The sequence below is a fragment of the Enterobacter cloacae complex sp. ESBL7 genome, from assembly GCF_041679625.1.
In the GTDB taxonomy this organism is placed as follows: domain Bacteria; phylum Pseudomonadota; class Gammaproteobacteria; order Enterobacterales; family Enterobacteriaceae; genus Enterobacter; species Enterobacter asburiae_B.
In genome coordinates, this window is sequence record NZ_JBGORN010000001.1 from 1,608,077 (window position 1) to 1,624,265 (window position 16,189).

At 60.4% G+C, this 16,189-nt stretch carries 14 protein-coding genes; 7 read left to right on the plus strand and 7 right to left on the minus strand.

The features are described 5' to 3' along the window. Positions 1-19 precede the first annotated feature (19 nt). The 6 genes from ACERY3_RS07945 to ACERY3_RS07970 form a co-directional block, all read right to left on the minus strand. Complete coding sequence (locus ACERY3_RS07945; RefSeq protein WP_373225417.1) at positions 20-1,426, minus strand: sucrose-6-phosphate hydrolase; 1,407 nt, start codon at positions 1,424-1,426, stop codon at positions 20-22. Then, complete coding sequence (locus tag ACERY3_RS07950) at positions 1,426-2,796, minus strand: sucrose-specific PTS transporter subunit IIBC (RefSeq protein WP_058840945.1); 1,371 nt, start codon at positions 2,794-2,796, stop codon at positions 1,426-1,428. The genes ACERY3_RS07945 and ACERY3_RS07950 overlap by 1 nt, the downstream gene beginning before the upstream one ends. 66 nt (positions 2,797-2,862) lie before the next feature. Beyond that, a complete protein-coding gene (locus tag ACERY3_RS07955) occupies positions 2,863-4,380 on the minus strand; it encodes a carbohydrate porin (RefSeq protein WP_373225418.1) in 1,518 nt (505 codons plus the stop codon). Positions 4,381-4,553: 173 nt separating this feature from the next. Further along, the gene (locus tag ACERY3_RS07960; protein WP_058840947.1) at positions 4,554-5,444 is read right to left on the minus strand and encodes an aminoimidazole riboside kinase; all 891 of its coding nucleotides are present in this window, start codon (positions 5,442-5,444) and stop codon (positions 4,554-4,556) included. 88 nt (positions 5,445-5,532) lie between these two features. Further along, positions 5,533-6,744 carry a diguanylate phosphodiesterase gene (locus ACERY3_RS07965; protein WP_058840948.1) on the minus strand — a complete coding sequence of 404 codons (1,212 nt, stop codon included), beginning with the start codon at positions 6,742-6,744 and terminating at the stop codon, positions 5,533-5,535. A 95-nt stretch (positions 6,745-6,839) separates the two neighbouring features. Continuing rightward, entirely contained in the window at positions 6,840-8,321 is a 1,482-nt protein-coding gene (locus tag ACERY3_RS07970; protein WP_373225420.1) for an alpha/beta hydrolase, read from the minus strand. Positions 8,322-8,587: 266 nt separating this feature from the next. On the opposite strand from ACERY3_RS07970, the gene ACERY3_RS07975 reads away from it, so the two are divergent. Genes ACERY3_RS07975 through ACERY3_RS08005 form a run of 7 tightly spaced genes read left to right on the plus strand, consistent with a single transcriptional unit; the run spans position 8,588 to position 15,422 of the window. Beyond that, positions 8,588-9,442, plus strand: coding sequence for a MurR/RpiR family transcriptional regulator (locus ACERY3_RS07975; RefSeq protein ID WP_029740906.1), 855 nt, complete (start codon positions 8,588-8,590; stop codon positions 9,440-9,442). 12 nt (positions 9,443-9,454) lie between these two features. Beyond that, the gene (ddpX, locus tag ACERY3_RS07980) at positions 9,455-10,030 is read left to right on the plus strand and encodes a D-alanyl-D-alanine dipeptidase (RefSeq protein ID WP_058840950.1); all 576 of its coding nucleotides are present in this window, start codon (positions 9,455-9,457) and stop codon (positions 10,028-10,030) included. Between the two features lie 15 nt (positions 10,031-10,045). Continuing rightward, positions 10,046-11,578: an ABC transporter substrate-binding protein gene (locus ACERY3_RS07985; protein WP_058840951.1), complete on the plus strand. Its 1,533-nt coding sequence runs from the start codon at positions 10,046-10,048 to the stop codon at positions 11,576-11,578. Between the two features lie 23 nt (positions 11,579-11,601). Beyond that, the gene (locus ACERY3_RS07990) at positions 11,602-12,624 is read left to right on the plus strand and encodes an ABC transporter permease (RefSeq protein WP_058840952.1); all 1,023 of its coding nucleotides are present in this window, start codon (positions 11,602-11,604) and stop codon (positions 12,622-12,624) included. Next, entirely contained in the window at positions 12,621-13,514 is an 894-nt protein-coding gene (gene ddpC, locus ACERY3_RS07995) for a D,D-dipeptide ABC transporter permease (RefSeq protein WP_029740902.1), read from the plus strand. The genes ACERY3_RS07990 and ddpC overlap by 4 nt, the downstream gene beginning before the upstream one ends. Further along, positions 13,514-14,500, plus strand: coding sequence for an ABC transporter ATP-binding protein (locus tag ACERY3_RS08000; protein ID WP_373225421.1), 987 nt, complete (start codon positions 13,514-13,516; stop codon positions 14,498-14,500). Before ddpC ends, ACERY3_RS08000 begins: the two co-directional genes overlap by 1 nt. Beyond that, on the plus strand, positions 14,493-15,422 hold the full coding sequence (locus ACERY3_RS08005; protein WP_039262809.1) for an ABC transporter ATP-binding protein: 930 nt from the start codon (positions 14,493-14,495) through the stop codon (positions 15,420-15,422). The genes ACERY3_RS08000 and ACERY3_RS08005 overlap by 8 nt, the downstream gene beginning before the upstream one ends. Here the strand turns inward: ACERY3_RS08005 and ACERY3_RS08010 are convergent. Beyond that, positions 15,419-16,168 carry an SDR family NAD(P)-dependent oxidoreductase gene (locus ACERY3_RS08010; RefSeq protein WP_167818588.1) on the minus strand — a complete coding sequence of 250 codons (750 nt, stop codon included), beginning with the start codon at positions 16,166-16,168 and terminating at the stop codon, positions 15,419-15,421. The two genes, ACERY3_RS08005 and ACERY3_RS08010, sit on opposite strands and share 4 nt — an antisense overlap. Between the last annotated feature and the right edge of the window lie 21 nt (positions 16,169-16,189).

The window sequence follows — 16,189 nt, forward strand, 5'->3', positions numbered from 1 at the left end:
GATCCGGCTGCCAAAACCCTCATTCTATCATGCAGGCGCGCAGCGACCAGTAGCGTAATGTGATATCGGACGCACCTTCGAATCGCACCCGGGCCGGATGGTCAGGAAAATAGCGGCTGCTCATCACTCCTTCACCGTGATTGATGAAGATTTCAACGCTGGAGCGGTCGCAGAGAACGCGCAAATGGCTGACGTCGCCCTGCCAGTAGCGGGTCAGCGTTTCACCGGTTTTCAGGCTCGCGCGTTCAAGACGTATACCCTGCTCATCGACCGTGAGGCGCAGCGCGCCGCCAAAATCGACATTCACCTGCGATGCGCTCAGCTCAAACTCCAGGCGCGTCGCGTCCAGGTCCGGCGCCTCGCTGGCGCGCCCCTGCCAGCGCTGCTCATCTTCACGCAGCGCCGCCAGCTCGCGCGCCGGGGTCTGCCAGAGCCTGCCGTCGCGATAGCGTAATTCGCGCGGGCAGGTCATCTGATGCATCCAGCCGTGCGCCCGGGTTGGCTGAAGCATCTCTTCCCCGTCCGGTACGCCCATCCAGCCGATCAGAATGCGTCGGCCGTCTTCCGCCAGCGTCGTTTGCGGAGCGTAAAACTCAAAGCCCGCGTCCAGCTCGCGCAGGTCGCCGTGATCGAACGCGGCGTTTGCATAGTCAAACGCCCCGCTCATCCAGGTCGCCGGATAGGTGTTGAGATAGCGATGCGGCTCGCGCGCCAGCCCCTGCGGACAGCTAATCAGGATGTGCGTTCCGTCGAGGGCGAACAGGTCCGGACACTCCCACATATAACCCGCGTCCGTCAGGCCGTTAACCCCGTGACCGGCGATTTCCCCGCAGGACGCCCAGGCGTGCAAATCGGCTGACTTAAACAGCAGCACCTTGCCCCGCTTTTGCAGATCCTGCGCGCCGAGCACCATGTACCACTCCCCGTCATGCTGCCACACCTTCGGGTCGCGCACGTGGCCGGTATAGCCTTCCGGCAGCGCCAGCACCGGCCCCAGCTTCGTAAAGGTCCCGTCCGGCTGTTCCACTGCGAGGCACTGCCAGGCGGTGCGGCTGCCGTCATCGAACTTGACGTTGCCGGTATAGCACAGGGTTAAAACGCCATCGTTATCCACGGCGCTACCGGAGTAGCAGCCGTTGCGGTCATACTCTTCATCCGGCATCAGCGCCAGCGGCTCGAGCTGCCAGTGCACCAGGTCCGCAGAGCTCCAGTGCCCCCAGCATTTAAACCGATGCTCGCAGTCCAGCGGGTTCCACTGATAGAACAGGTGGTAGCGGCCGGCAAACCAGATAAACCCGTTGGGATCGTTCATCAGCCCCGTCACCGGCGCGGGGTGCCACTGCGGATAGTGGCTATCCGCCAGCGCCCGCGGCTGACCTTTCATAACGGCCTGCAGGATCGCAGGCCAGCGGGAAGGTAACGTCATTATTCAGAGTCCGTTTTATATTTCAGCAGCAGTGAGACGGTAAACGCCACGCCGAAGGCAATCACCATACCGATAATATAGTTGAGCAGCGAGCTGGCCTGCACGATGGCCATGCCCGGAATAGCGGTCAAACCAACGGCGGTCATGTACACATGGACTGAGACCACCCAGGCCCCGCCCACAGCGCCGCCAATCAGCGCGGCGATAAACGGCTTAACAAAGCGCAGGTTGATACCAAAAATGGCCGCTTCGGTGATGCCCAGCATCGCAGAGAACGCCGACGGTAAGGTAATGGCTTTGATTTTGGCATCTTTGGTTTTGAACCACACCGCCAGACAGGCGCCGCCCTGCGCCACGTTCGCCATGGCCCAGATCGGCAGCAGGAAGTTCACGCCAATCGACGGGTTGCCCAGCAGCCCGGCTTCAATCGCGTGGAAGCTGTGGTGAATACCGGTGATCACAATCACCGAGTAAAGCCCGCCGAACAGCAGCCCGGCCAGCCAGCCCGCGTGTTCAATTAACGTGCTCAGGATAAAGGAGATGCCGTCGCCCAGCGCGCGCCCCGCCGGGCCGATAATCAGCAAGGCGATAAAGCCGGAGATAACGACGGTGAGGAACGGCGTCAGGATCAGGTCTAACGCGTCCGGGATCGCGCGGCGCAGGTTTTTCTCCACGATGCTCATAAACCAGACGGCCAGCAGCACCGGGAACACCGTGCCCTGATAGCCAATCATCGCAATCTCAAGGCCGAAGAAGTTCATGGTGTGGAAGCCGGACGCCACGCCCCAGGCGTTGGTCAGCGCCGGGTGGGTCAGAATGCCGCCCAGCGTCGCACCGAGATACGGGTTACCGCCAAATTCCCGCGCGGCGGTAAAGCCGATCAGAATAGGCAGAATGATAAACGCCGCGGAGCTGCACATGTCCAGCATGATGTAGAGAGCGTTATCGGCATTGACCCAGCCGTAGGTTTTCACCATGCCGAGCAGGCCCATCAGCAGGCCGGATGCCACAATCGCGGGAATGATCGGCACAAAGATATTTGAGAGCAGACGGGCAATGCGCTGGAACGGGTTCAGCTTGCGCGCCGCCAGGTCCGCGGCCTCCGATTTACTGGATTCGCTAATCCCCACCGCCTGAATAAACGCGGCGTAGACCTTGTTGACCACGCCCGTGCCAAAAATCACCTGCATCTGTCCGGCGTTACGAAAACAGCCTTTTACGCCGTCGACCTTGCCGATCGCCTGCTGATCCGCAAGCGCGTCATCGACCAGCACCAGACGTAGACGCGTTGCGCAGTGCGCCGCGCTGGCGATATTTACCTTGCCACCGAGCAGCGGAATAAGCTCGCGGGCGATTTGATTAAAATCCATAGATACCTCTGCCTGACTTCTTTTTATGATGTGCGAAACGCTCCCGCAAAGCGGGAGCGTGATGGGTTAAAACCAGGTTTCCATCTGGACCCCAAAGTTCCATTCCCCGCCGGCGTTGAAGCCGCTGCTGCCAAAGGCATCATCGCTGGCGTAATGATCCAGTTTGCTGCTCCAGTCCATCCAGGTGGCAAACAGGCGCAGCTCCGGACGGCTGAAGAAATCGCCGATTTTGCTCGCTTTTAACGTCGGCGCAAAGGTCAGCTTATAGAAACTGCCGTTGACGGCGTTGCGGTCCTTATAGCCTTCCGGATTTAAATCCATGTACTGATAGCTTCCCTCAAACGCCAGGGCGAAGTTCTGCGTCACTTCTTTAATCAGGCGGGTGTTAAGCGTCACCCACTCATAGCTATCGCCCTTGACGTAGCGATCTTTACTGCTCTGCGCCAGTACGGCGGGCGCAACGCTCCAGCCGCCGCCGATTGGCGTGACACCGTAACTTGCGAAGCGCCAGGTATCCGCCTCAGGCAGCAGCGCGCCGTCGGAGCCGATGCTTTTCACTTCCGCGCCCAGCCCGTGACCGTACAGCAGCGCCGTTTTGGCTGTCCCTTCCCGCAGGCCGTAGAAGCTCTCGTTGTGCAACCCGACCAGGGCATGAACGCCTGTATTGGCGGCGTCAGTTTTGATGAGATCGCCGTTGGTGTCTTTACGGTCGTCGTTATCCTTCGCCCGCAGGCCGCTCACCATCAGCTGGAACGGTCCGGCGAAGTGGTTCATGCTGAGGATATAGTTCTGAACGTTATTGTCGGTCTGCTCCACGCTGCCGAAGTTGCGGCCGTAGATGGAGAAGTTGCTGCGCAGCGACTCGTTCCATTTCACGTCGTAGACGCCGCCGCCGGTACCGGCCAGGAACACCACGTCGGAGTCCAGCCAGTGAATATCAAAGTTGTCGCGGTCGAAGCGTTTACCCGCCCAGAAGGTGCTGCCCTTCAGCGCGCCGGTAAAATCAGGCAGGTTGCCCAGCTCCGCGAAGGCCTGGCGAATATTAATATCGCTGGTATCGGCTGACCAGTCGTTATAGGTCCGCTGACCGTCGGCCAGCATCGCTTTAAAGCGCGTGGTGGCGCCATTATCCAGAGTTTGCTTGTGCTCCAGGTTCAGCTCGACGTAGGTGTCGGCTTCGTTACCCAGACGCCCTACCGCGCCGCCGGTTTCTCCGGCCGGGGTCAGATAAGGGCCGCTTTTGCTGCTGGAGGCCGCATCGTTCATCAGCAGGCCCGAACGTGCGTAGCCGTGGAACTCAAACCCGCTGCTTTGATCCGCCTTCTTCTCCAGCGCTGTGGTGCGCTGCGCCACTGCCTGGGCTGTCGTTTGCGTCTGCTGCTGCGCAGCAACGAGCTGCTGCGTTTTTTGTTCCGCATCGGTGGCGCGTTTCTCAGCCACCTGCGCACGCGTTTCCGCCGCCTGGAGGCGCTGCTCCATCGCGGCAAGACGCGCTTCGATACTTGTCATATCCGTCTGGGCAAAAACAGAGGTACTTCCGGCCAGCATGCCTATCATCACGGCAAATCTGCGTTTTTTATACATTTTGTCGCATCCCTAAAAGAAGTCATTAAACGTGCTAAATTGCTAAACCGGTTTAGGTTGCTGATACTAAACCTCTGAATTTTGGATCGGCAATCTTTTTTGCTAAACCGTTTTAGTAAGTGTGATCGAGGCGACAATTCAGGCCGCCGGATGGCGGCCAGTGAAGGAAGGAATTACAGATCGTGCTGCCACGGCAATGCGGTCATTGCCCCTTTGGCCGTGGTGGCTAATGCGCCGCAGCGCTGGGCTAAGGCGATGACCGGCGTCAGATCCTGCCCGGCGGCCAGCCCGTAGAGCAGCCCCGCCACAAAGGCATCGCCCGCGCCGGTGGTATCGACACACTCGACGGGCGTTGCCGGATAGTGCTTCACGGTGCCGTCATGCCAGGCGATCACCCCCTCTTTTCCCTGGGTGACCAGCACCAGACGCGCCGGGCAGCGCGCCATCAGCGCGTCCAGGCCGACGTTTACCTCGACATTTCCGGTTAAAAACGCCAGCTCTTCGACGGAGAGTTTCACCACGTCGGCACTCTGCAGGGCCTGTTCCAGGCAGCGACGCAGCGCGTTCTCATCCGGCCAGAGATCCGGGCGAATATTGGGGTCGAAGCTGACGTAACCGCCCGCCTCGCGAATAGCGGCCATCGCCTCAAACGTCGCAGAACGGCTCGGCTCTGCGCTTAATGCGATGGAACAGACGTGCAGCCACTCCCCGGCGCTGAACGTCGGCAGATCGGCGGATTCGAGAAACAGATCGGCGCTCGGGCGCACCATAAAGGTAAACGAGCGTTCGCCCTGGTCATCCAGATCGACCACCACCGTTGAGGTGCGGTGCGCCGGATCAAGGCGCATAGACTTCACGTCAACCTTTTCGTCAGCGAGAGTTTTCGCCATAAAGCGCCCGAAGGGATCGTCGCCAACCCTGCCGATAAAGGCGCTCTGGCCGCCCAGCCGGGCAATACCGACCGCAACGTTTGCCGGTGCGCCGCCGGGACACTGCAGCAATCTGCATTCTCCATCGGGCAGCAAATCCACCACCGCATCGCCAAGTACCCAGATTTTTTTCATGTGATCCTCGCAGCTAAACTATGTTAAACCGTTTTAGCTATTTAAGCACACGCAGGACGAAGGGGAAATAACGCGGGAGGAAAATTGGCTAACGCACCAGATGCGGCCAGTGAATATCACCGACGCCATTAAGCTGCGGACGGGCAAACAGAAAGCCCTGGAAACGCCGGATCCCGGCAGACTCGAGCCAGCACCACTCCTCTATCTTCTCGATTCCTTCGGCCACCAGGGTAATTTCGAGATCGGAGCAACAGCTGACGATGGAGCGCACAATCGCCTGCTTCGGGCCGCTGAGGTGGATATCGCTGACTATCTCCCGGTCGATCTTAATTTTGTCCGGCTGAAAGCGAGTCAGCAGCGAAAGACCGGCATAGCCGGAACCGAAATCATCGATCGCCAGGCCAATCCCCTCACCGCGAAGCTGCTTGATGGCGCTATTGAACTGGTTGAAGCCGGAGATCATCTCGTTTTCCGTCACTTCAATGACTACCTGCTCCGGCTGCAGCCCATGTTTTTTTATCTTGCTGACCAGGAATTCCACGGCGTTGGGAACATTCACCAGCGACATCGGCAGCAGGTTTACCGCAATCTTATGGCTGCCAATTCCCAGTTTTTCCGCGAGAGCAAAGGCATACGCTTTCGTCTGGAGATCGACTTCGTAGATTTTGTCCGGGTCGAGGGCGCTGAAGAAATGCTCCGGGCTGCCGCCTTCGTTGCCGCGAATAAGGGCTTCAAGCGAACTGATCTTCCCTTCCGAGGGCTCAACAATGGGCTGGAGCGCAAACTGACAGGTTTGGTTGGCCATCAGCCCCAGGTGTTCGCCAAAGGGCAACACCTCGGGTGAAAGCGTCCATTTTTCAGGTACGTAGCGTGCACCCGACAGGGCCGGACGTTTACCCGTGATAAACGTCTGGATAAATTTGAACACCCGGTCATCGGATGTGAGATAGCTGTCCAGCTTGCTGTAATTCAGAACCGACTGCAGCACCTCTTTCGGTGACTGCGTCTGCAGATCGAACAGCAGCATACCGACGTTTTCAAAGCGCCTGCGCGGGCCATAGTCCCGCATCAGCTCTACCACTCCACTGTGCCGCTTGTCGTCACGGATTTTATGGAACAGCTTAAGCACGCTCTCTTCCGACCCTTCGAGTATTTGCAGCACGTCGCTGCCTTTTGCGAGCAGAACCCCGGTGATATTCAGACTGGCATTGCGGATCCGGGCGCGCTCCACCAGTTCCCGCAGCTCGGTGGAGGGGCGGGATAAATTCAACTGGCTTCGGTAAATCAGAGTCGTCAGCACAAAAATGGGTTCCGATGAGAAAGAGAGGTGCCTTGAAGCTACTATTTAACATACTTAATCAATGCGACCTAACATATTCACACCGCAGGGGAACGTTACTTTTCCCCGTCCCCGATCCGGCTGTTAATCCTCTCCTGCATGTAGTCGTAAAACGGGTTCGAGGTGACCCGCATAAGCGCCTCTTTCCCGACGCTCAACACGGAGGTTTCGCCCCAGAGCGCAATCGTCCCCAGGCTGATGCCGTAGCGGTTTTTCACCCGAGGCTCACGACCATAGAGATCGTCATCCGGCGGGAACGGCACCGCAACGTGCGACAGGGAATAGACATCCTGCGGCCAGGCCTGCGCAAGCGGCACGACCGTCTCCCGGGGGCTGCCTGCCGGAGTGATTTTCGCCACCGTCGAGAAGCTGTGCTCGCTGGCATTGGTAATAATTGTGACACCGTAACGCCTCTGCGCAACCGGCAGCAGCGCCGAGGTTGCCGTCCACGACGACGGTTTGAACAGCGGACGGAAGCTGGCTGCCTGATTGATGTCAAACACCACCAGCTCGCTGCCGTTTGCCGGAAGCTGGTCAAACAGGCCGGTCACCACCGCGCGGGTGCTGACCGTGGAATCCATGACCGACTGGAACGCCAGGATCGGCGGCAAATTCGCCAGCCTGTTCTCCCGCGCCTCGTGGCCGATTTGCTCCTGCAGGGCCTTCGTCAAAAGCCATGACTGGCGGGCGGCGTTCACCGGAAACGAGTTATATTTGTACGGGTTATATTCCGGAGAGATATTCAGCCACGCCGCTTTGGCAAACGCCGGCAGCAGCGCCGGTAACCCGGCGAAACCAGCAAAGCGCGCAAAGGCCGTCACGCCGATCATCGGTGAGAGCAGTATCACCTGCTGCGGTTTACGCAGCGCAGGCGCGTCCAGCGCATCGAGGGCGTATTTCATCGCCAGCGCCCCGCCGTTGGAGTAGCCCACCAGATGCAGAGGTGCAGCCTCGCCCGCCAGACGCGTGGCTTCCCGCACCGCAAGACGCGTCGCCGCGAGCCACATCTCCCAGTCGACGTCCGTCAGCGCGCCGGGCGCGGTGCCGTGCCCGGGCAGCCGCGGGACCACGGCCACAAAGCCGTGCTGTTGATAGTTCACGGCAAGCCGCCGGACGCTGTAGGGCGAGTCCGTCAAACCGTGCAGCAGCACCACCGCGCCGCGCGGCTTTCCGGCAGGCATCAGCACAAAGGAGCGGTTGGCATCGGGCGTAAACTGTCCCGGCCATACCAGGCTCTGGCGATAATAGCGGTTTAACGGCGTGCGTTCCTCGCCCTCTGTTTTCGCCGTCACCGCATTATCAAGATCGGCGAAAATGGCGTTTTCCCGGGCAATATACCGGGCAAAATCGGCGTTATCCATCTCGCGCACGGACATCTCATCGGCCCGCCAGGTATGCCACAGGTGCAGTTCCGGTCCCTGCTGCGAGAGATACACCCGCACCGCCAGCAGGACGATCAGTACGATCCCGACGACCATCCCTATTTTCTTTGCAAGCGCCATCAGGCGCACGCTGACTCGCCAGGGCAGATTTACCATGCCGGGATCCCTTTTATATTCACAGTACATCTATCTTATCAAAAATGTGAACGGACTGACGTATTCACCAAATTCATACCTGCCGCGTCAGACAGTGCACCAAAAGTGAACTACGCTGCACAAATGTTGATCATTGGTTAAACAAATATTGCATGAAGTTTACTGCACAGCGGGTTTCACCCGCCCTGTGAACATGGCACGCGTCATGCATTGTTAACAAGGTAACAAGAAATCGGCCATTGACAGCCTGTTAACAGCGAGGCGGTATGACGACGAAACCTGAGATGTTGAGCCGTATCGAAGCGACGTTCAGCCAGCTCACGCCCAGCGAAAAGCGGGTCGGAAGCTGGCTGCTGGCGCACGCCGCGCAAATCCCGTTTGAAACGGCGGAGAGCATCGGTCAGGCGAGCGGGACCAGCGGAATTACCGTCGGACGCTTCCTGCGCAAGCTGGGGTATCGCAACCTGGAAGATGCCAAAAAGAGCCTGCGCGATCCGTATCAGCCCTGGGGCATGAACGAGCGGCTGGACTCCTGGCAGCAGCAGCGCCCCCTTTCCAGCCGCCTTCAGCATGCCCTGTCGCTGGAAGTGGATGCCATCACGCAGGTGTACCAGCTGGCGCAAACGGACGCCTTCCGTCAGGTGGTACACAACCTCGCCCACGCCGACGCGGTGTTTGTGCTGGGGATCCAGTCCACGCGCGGGATTGCCAACGCCTTCTTCAGCCACCTCGAGTACCTCCGCCCGCGCGTGAGCTATTCGGAGGGCGCTTCCGGCAGCTGGGTGGAATCTCTTAACTCGGGGTTTTCGCACCCGTACGTCGTGCTGACCGATACGCGCACCTACTCTGCGATGGCCCGCCAGTACTGCCGCGTCGCCAGCGAGAAAGGCATTCCGCTGGCCTTAATCACCGACATCTGGTGCCCGTGGGCGCGGGATTACCCGATGGATTTACTGCAGGTGAAAACCGATACCGGTCACTTCTGGGATTCACTTGCCCCCGTGAGCTGTCTGTTCAACCTGCTGCTGTCGGGCGTGGTGGAAGCGCTGGGTGATGCGCTCCCGGCGCGTCTGGCGGTAAACCGGCAATTACAACAAGAGTTTGGTCAATTCGAACGCTAAAGGAGCGGAGCTATGCCCGAAGAGAGTGAACTGATTGATGTGGCGAAGACGTTTCCCATGCTGCATATCGATCTGAAGTACGCCACCGCCGACAACATCACCGGCCGCCCGATCTATCAGGAGGCGCTGTGCCTGCTGCATACCGACGCGGCCACCGCGCTGGCAAAAGCCATCAGCATTGCCTCGCTGGCCGGGCTGAAGCTGGTGGTGTACGACGCCTATCGGCCGCAGCAGGCGCAGGCCCAGCTGTGGGATGCCTGCCCGAACCCGGAATACGTGGTCGACGTGGCGATTGGCTCCAATCACAGCCGCGGTACGGCCATCGACGTCACCCTGATGGATGAACATAACGCCGTGCTGGATATGGGTGCCGGTTTTGACGAAATGCACGACCGCTCGCATCCGTATCACCCTTCCGTGCCGCCGCACGCCCAGCGCAACCGTCTGCTGTTGAACGCCATCATGTTCGGCGGTGGTTTTGTGGGTATCAGCAGCGAATGGTGGCACTTCGAACTGCCGAACGCCGCCAGCTACCCGCTGCTTGACGACCGTTTTGCCTGTTTTCCCCTGACGCACACTTCTCTCTAAACCTGGAGCACTGCCATGAAAACATCGCTTCTCTCGACGCTGATCGCCGCCACGCTGGCCCTGAGCGCACCGCTGGCGCTGGCTGCCGTCCCGAAAGACATGCTGGCGATCGGTAAAGCCGCCGACCCGCAAACGCTCGATCCTGCCATCACTATTGATAACAACGACTGGACCGTCACCTATCCGTCCTACCAGCGTCTGGTCAAGTACAAGCCAGGCTCTACCGAGGTGGAAGGCGATCTGTCGACGGGCTGGAAGGCGTCTGACGACCAGAAAGAGTGGACCTTTACCCTGGCGGATAACGCGAAATTTTCCGACGGCACGCCGGTCACCGCCGAGGCGGTAAAGCTCTCCTTTGAGCGCCTGCTGAAGCTCGGCCAGGGGCCGTCTGAAGCCTTCCCGAAAGACCTGAAAATTGATGCCGTCGATGACCATACGGTGAAGTTCACCCTCAGCCAGCCTTTCGCACCGTTCCTCTACACGCTGGCAAACGACGGGGCGTCCATCATTAACCCGGCGGTGCTGAAGGCCAACGCGGCAGACGATGCTCGCGGTTTTCTGGCGCAAAACACCGCCGGTTCCGGGCCGTTTATGCTGAAAAGCTGGCAGAAAGGCCAGCAGCTGATCCTGGTGCCTAACCCCCACTGGCAGGGTGAAAAGCCGCACTTTAAGCGCGTATCGGTGAAAATTATCGGTGAGAGCGCCTCGCGCCGACTGCAGCTTTCCCGCGGCGATCTGGACATTGCCGACTCCCTGCCGGTCGATCAGCTTGCGGCCCTCAAGCAGGAAGGCAAAGTCGCCGTCGCGGAATACCCGTCCCTGCGCGTGACTTACCTCTATCTCAACAACAGCAAAGCGCCGCTCAATCAGGTGGATTTACGCCGGGCCATCTCCTGGGCGACGGATTACCAGGGGATGGTGAAAGGCATTCTGAGCGGCAACGGCAAGCAGATGCGCGGCCCGATCCCGGAAGGCATGTGGGGCTTTGACGCCACGGCAATGCAGTACAGTTTTGACGAGGCCAAAGCCAAAGCCGCGCTGGAGAAGGTCAAAGACAAACCCGCCAGCCTGACCTTCCTCTACTCGGACAACGATCCGAACTGGGAGCCTATCGCCCTCTCCACTCAGGCCAGCCTCGGCAAGATCGGCATTAGCGTCAAGCTGGAAAAACTGGCCAACGCCACCATGCGCGACCGCGTCGGAAAAGGCGATTACGACATTGCCATCGGCAACTGGAGCCCGGACTTTGCCGACCCGTACATGTTCATGAACTACTGGTTCGAATCGGACAAAAAAGGGCTGCCGGGCAACCGCTCGTTCTATGAGAACAAAGAGGTTGATTCGCTGCTGCAGGCCGCGCTGAAAACCACCGACCAGGCGGAACGCACCAAAGATTACCAGCAGGCGCAAAAGGTGGTTATCGACGAGGCGGCCTACGTTTATCTGTTCCAGAAAAACTACCAGCTGGCGATGAACAAAGAGGTCAAAGGCTTCACCTTTAATCCGATGCTCGAGCAGGTGTTCAACATCGCCACCATGAGCAAATAACGGTTCTCGCCGGGGGAAAGCGTATGACGTTCTGGAGCATAGTGCGCCAGCGCTGCTGGGGGTTAATCCTGGTGGTGGCCGGTGTCTGTATTATCACCTTTATTATTTCACACCTGATCCCCGGCGATCCGGCCCGTCTGCTGGCCGGCGACCGCGCCAGCGACGAAATCGTGCAGAACATCCGCCAGCAGTTAGGGCTGGACCAGCCCCTGTATGTTCAGTTTGGCCGCTACGTGGACGCTCTGGCCCACGGCGATTTAGGCACGTCCATCCGTACCGGACGCCCGGTCGCGGAAGACCTGAAGGCCTTTTTCCCCGCCACGCTGGAGCTGGCCTTTTGTTCTCTGCTGCTGGCGCTGGTCATCGGCGTGCCGCTGGGTATTTTGTCGGCGGTGTACCGCAACCGCTGGCTGGATCACCTGGTGCGTTTAATGGCGATGACCGGGATCTCCACGCCGGCCTTCTGGCTCGGGCTGGGCGTCATCGTGCTGTTCTACGGGCGCCTGCAGATCCTGCCGGGCGGCGGCAGGCTGGACGACTGGCTCGATCCGCCGACGCACGTCACCGGCTTTTATCTGCTGGACGCGCTGCTCGAGGGCAACGGTGAGGTGTTCTTCAACGCGCTTCAGCACCTGATTTTACCCTCGCTGACGCTGGCGTTTGTTCACCTGGGGATCGTGGCGCGCCAGGTTCGCTCGGCGATGCTGGAGCAGCTTAGCGAGGATTACATCCGCACCGCGCGCGCCAGCGGCCTGCCCGGCTGGTACATCGTCCTGCGCTACGCCCTGCCCAATGCGATGATCCCGTCCATCACCGTCCTCGGGCTGGCGCTGGGCGATCTGCTTTACGGCGCCGTGCTGACCGAAACCGTCTTTGCCTGGCCGGGCATGGGCGCCTGGGTGGTGACGTCCATTCAGGCGCTCGATTTCCCTGCCGTGATGGGCTTTGCCGTCGTCGTTTCGCTGGCCTACGTGCTGGTTAATCTGGTGGTCGATCTGCTTTACCTGTGGATTGACCCGCGAATCGGGCGCGGAGGTGCCGAATGATGTTAACGCAGGAAACGCCCGTCCCGGCTAAAACCGCCGGACAACGCATCAACTGGGCAAAGCTGTTCTGGATGCTGCGTCAAAGCCCGCTCACGATCGTTGGCGGCGTCATTATGATTGCGATGCTCTTTCTGATGGTGGCCTCACCGTGGATTGTGCCGCATGACCCGAACGCGCTGGATCTGACCGCCCGCCTGCAGGCGCCTTCTGCGCAACACTGGTTTGGTACCGATGAGGTAGGACGCGACCTGTTCAGCCGCGTGCTGACGGGCAGCCAGCAGTCGATTACCGCCGGGCTGGCGGTGGTGGCGATTGCGGGCGGCATTGGCTCGCTGCTGGGCTGTTTTTCCGGCGTACTGGGCGGGCGCGGCGACGCCATCATCATGCGGGTGATGGACATTATGCTCTCCATTCCCTCCCTGGTGCTGACTATGGCGCTGGCCGCCGCGCTCGGGCCGAGCCTGTTCAACGCCATGCTGGCGATTGCGATTGTCCGCATCCCGTTTTACGTCCGCCTGGCGCGCGGGCAAACCCTTGTGGTGCGCCAGTTTACCTACGTTCAGGCCGCCCGCACGTTTGGCGCGTCCCGCTGGCATTTGATCCGCTGGCATATCCTGCGCAACGCCCTTCCGCCGCTGATTGTGCAGGCTTCGCTGGACATTGGCAGCGCCATTCTGATGGCCGCCACGCTGGGGTTTATCGGCCTGGGCGCGCAGCAGCCGACCGCCGAATGGGGGGCGATGGTGGCCGTTGGCCGTAACTACGTCCTGGACCAGTGGTGGTACTGCGCCTTTCCCGGTGCGGCGATTTTAATTACCGCCGTGGGCTTTAACCTGTTTGGCGACGGTATCCGCGATCTGCTGGATCCGAAGTCAGGAGGAAAACAGTGATGACCGAACCGGTATTACGTATTGAAGACCTGCACCTGAGCTTCCCGATTTTTCGCGGTGAGGTTCACGCGCTGAACCACGTCTCGCTGGAGATCGGCAGGGGCGAAATTGTCGGCGTGGTGGGCGAATCCGGTTCCGGTAAATCCGTGACCGCGATGCTCGCCATGCGGCTGCTGCCCGAGGGCAGCTACCGTATTCATCACGGACAGGTGAAGTTACTCGGCGAAAACGTCCTGACGGCGTCCGAGAAACAGCTTCGCCATTGGCGCGGTGCCCGAGTGGCGATGATTTTTCAGGAGCCCATGACCGCCCTCAACCCGACGCGGCGGATTGGCAAACAGATGGTGGAGGTGATCCGCCAGCATCAGCCGCTTTCGCGGCGCGAGGCGCAGCAGAAGGCGATTACCCTGCTGGAAGAGATGCAAATCCCGGACGCGAAGCAGGTCATGGAGCGTTATCCGTTTGAACTCTCCGGCGGCATGCGCCAGCGGGTGATGATCGCCCTTGCCTTCTCCTGCGAGCCGGAGCTGATCGTCGCCGACGAACCGACCACCGCGCTGGACGTTACCGTCCAGCGCCAGGTGCTGCGCCTGCTGAAGCATAAGGCACGGGCCAGCGGGACCTCGGTGCTGTTTATCAGCCATGATATGGCCGTGGTGTCGCAGCTCTGCGACAGAATGTACGTGATGTATGCCGGGAGCGTGATCGAGAGCGGTGCCACGCAAACGCTGATCCACCGCCCCGTGCACCCCTACTCCATCGGCCTGCTGCGGTGCGCGCCGGAAAACGGCCAGCCGCGCGACCTGCTTCCCGCCATCCCCGGCACGGTGCCCAACCTCAGCCAGCTTCCGCAGGGTTGCGCCTTCCGCGAGCGCTGCTTTGCCGCCGGGGCGAAATGCAGCGAAACGCCGCGCTTACAGCCCAACGGTGCAGAGGGCCAACAGGCCGCCTGCTGGTATCCGCAACGGGAGAAACACCATGTCTGATGTACTGCTGGAACTGGATAGCGTGCACGTGAACTTTGCGGCGCGCAAAAACTGGCTGGGGCGCGTAACGGAACAGGTCCATGCCCTCAACGGGCTCGATCTTCAGATCCGTCGCGGGGAAACGCTGGGCATTGTCGGGGAATCCGGCTGCGGGAAAAGCACGCTGGCCCAGCTGCTGATGGGCATGCTTAAGCCCAGCACCGGCGCGTGCCAGCGGGCGCACCACGCGGGCGGCATGCAGATGGTGTTTCAGGATCCGCTCTCCTCGCTCGATCCGCGATTGCCGGTCTGGCGCATCATCACCGAGCCGGTGTGGGTGCAAAAACGCAGCAGCGAGCGCGAGCGCCGTCAGCTGGCGGAGGATCTGGCGCTGCAGGTGGGCATTCGCCCGGAATACCTCGACAGGCTTCCCCACGCCTTCTCCGGCGGCCAGCGCCAGCGCATCGCCATCGCCCGGGCGCTCTCGTCCGACCCCGATATTATCGTGCTTGATGAACCCACCAGCGCGCTGGATATCTCCGTGCAGGCGCAAATCCTCAACCTGCTGGTGAACCTGCAACAGCAGCGTAATCTGACCTACGTGTTAATTTCGCATAACGTCTCGGTGGTCAGACACATGAGCGACCGGGTGGCGGTAATGTACCTCGGGCAGATTGTGGAGCTGGGCAGCGCCGCGCAGGTGCTTGGCGAGCCGCGCCATCCCTATACCCGTCTGCTGCTCGACTCGGTTCCCCGCACCGGTGAACCGCTGGATGAAAATCTGGCGTTGCGCAAAACGGAGCTTCCCGGCAATCGTCATCTGCCCGAAGGCTGTTTTTTCCGCGACCGTTGTCCGATGGCAGCGCAGGGGTGTGAACAGCCGCAGCCGCTACAGCCCTCACGCGAGGGCCGTAACGTGCGCTGCTGGCGCAGTCTGGGTTAGATTTGCGCCATTCCGCCGTCCACAAACAGCTCGGTGGCGTTAATAAAGCTGGCCGCGTCGGAGGCCAGAAACGCCACCGCTTTCCCCACCTCACCCGGCGCGCCTAAACGCCCCAGCGGTACCTGCGCGGCCAGCGCGTCGTACAGCCCCTGACGGTGTTCTTCCGGCACCAGATCGCCGAGACCAGGCGTTTTGATCGGGCCCGGGCTCACCACGTTGACGCGGATCCCGCGGCCCTGCAAATCCAGCGCCCAGGAGCGGGCAAAGTTGCGCACGGCGGCCTTGCTGGCGCTGTAGACGCTGAAGTTGGCCGTCCCTTTAATGGACACCGTCGAGCCGGTCAGAATAATCGACGATCCGGCGGAGAGCAGCGGCAGCGCCTTCTGCACCGTGAACAGCACTCCGCGCACGTTGGTGCCAAAAATCCGGTCAAACTGCTCTTCGGTGATCGCGCCCAGCGGCAGCATATCGCCGCCACCGGCATTGGCGAACAGGATATCAAGACGGCCTTCATCTTTGGCTATCCGGGCATAAACCTCATCCAGATCGGCAAGCTTTGAAACGTCCGCGCGAATGCCCACGGCGTCAGAAGCAATCTCTGCTACCGCGGCGTCCAGTTCGGCCTGACGACGACCGGTGATGTACACCTTAGCGCCCTGCGCCGCCAGCTCCTGCGCCGTGGCAAGACCAATACCGGTGCTGCCGCCGGTGACCAGTGCGATTTTTCCTGAGAGAGTCGTGTTCATGTCATTTACCTTTTGTTGGGT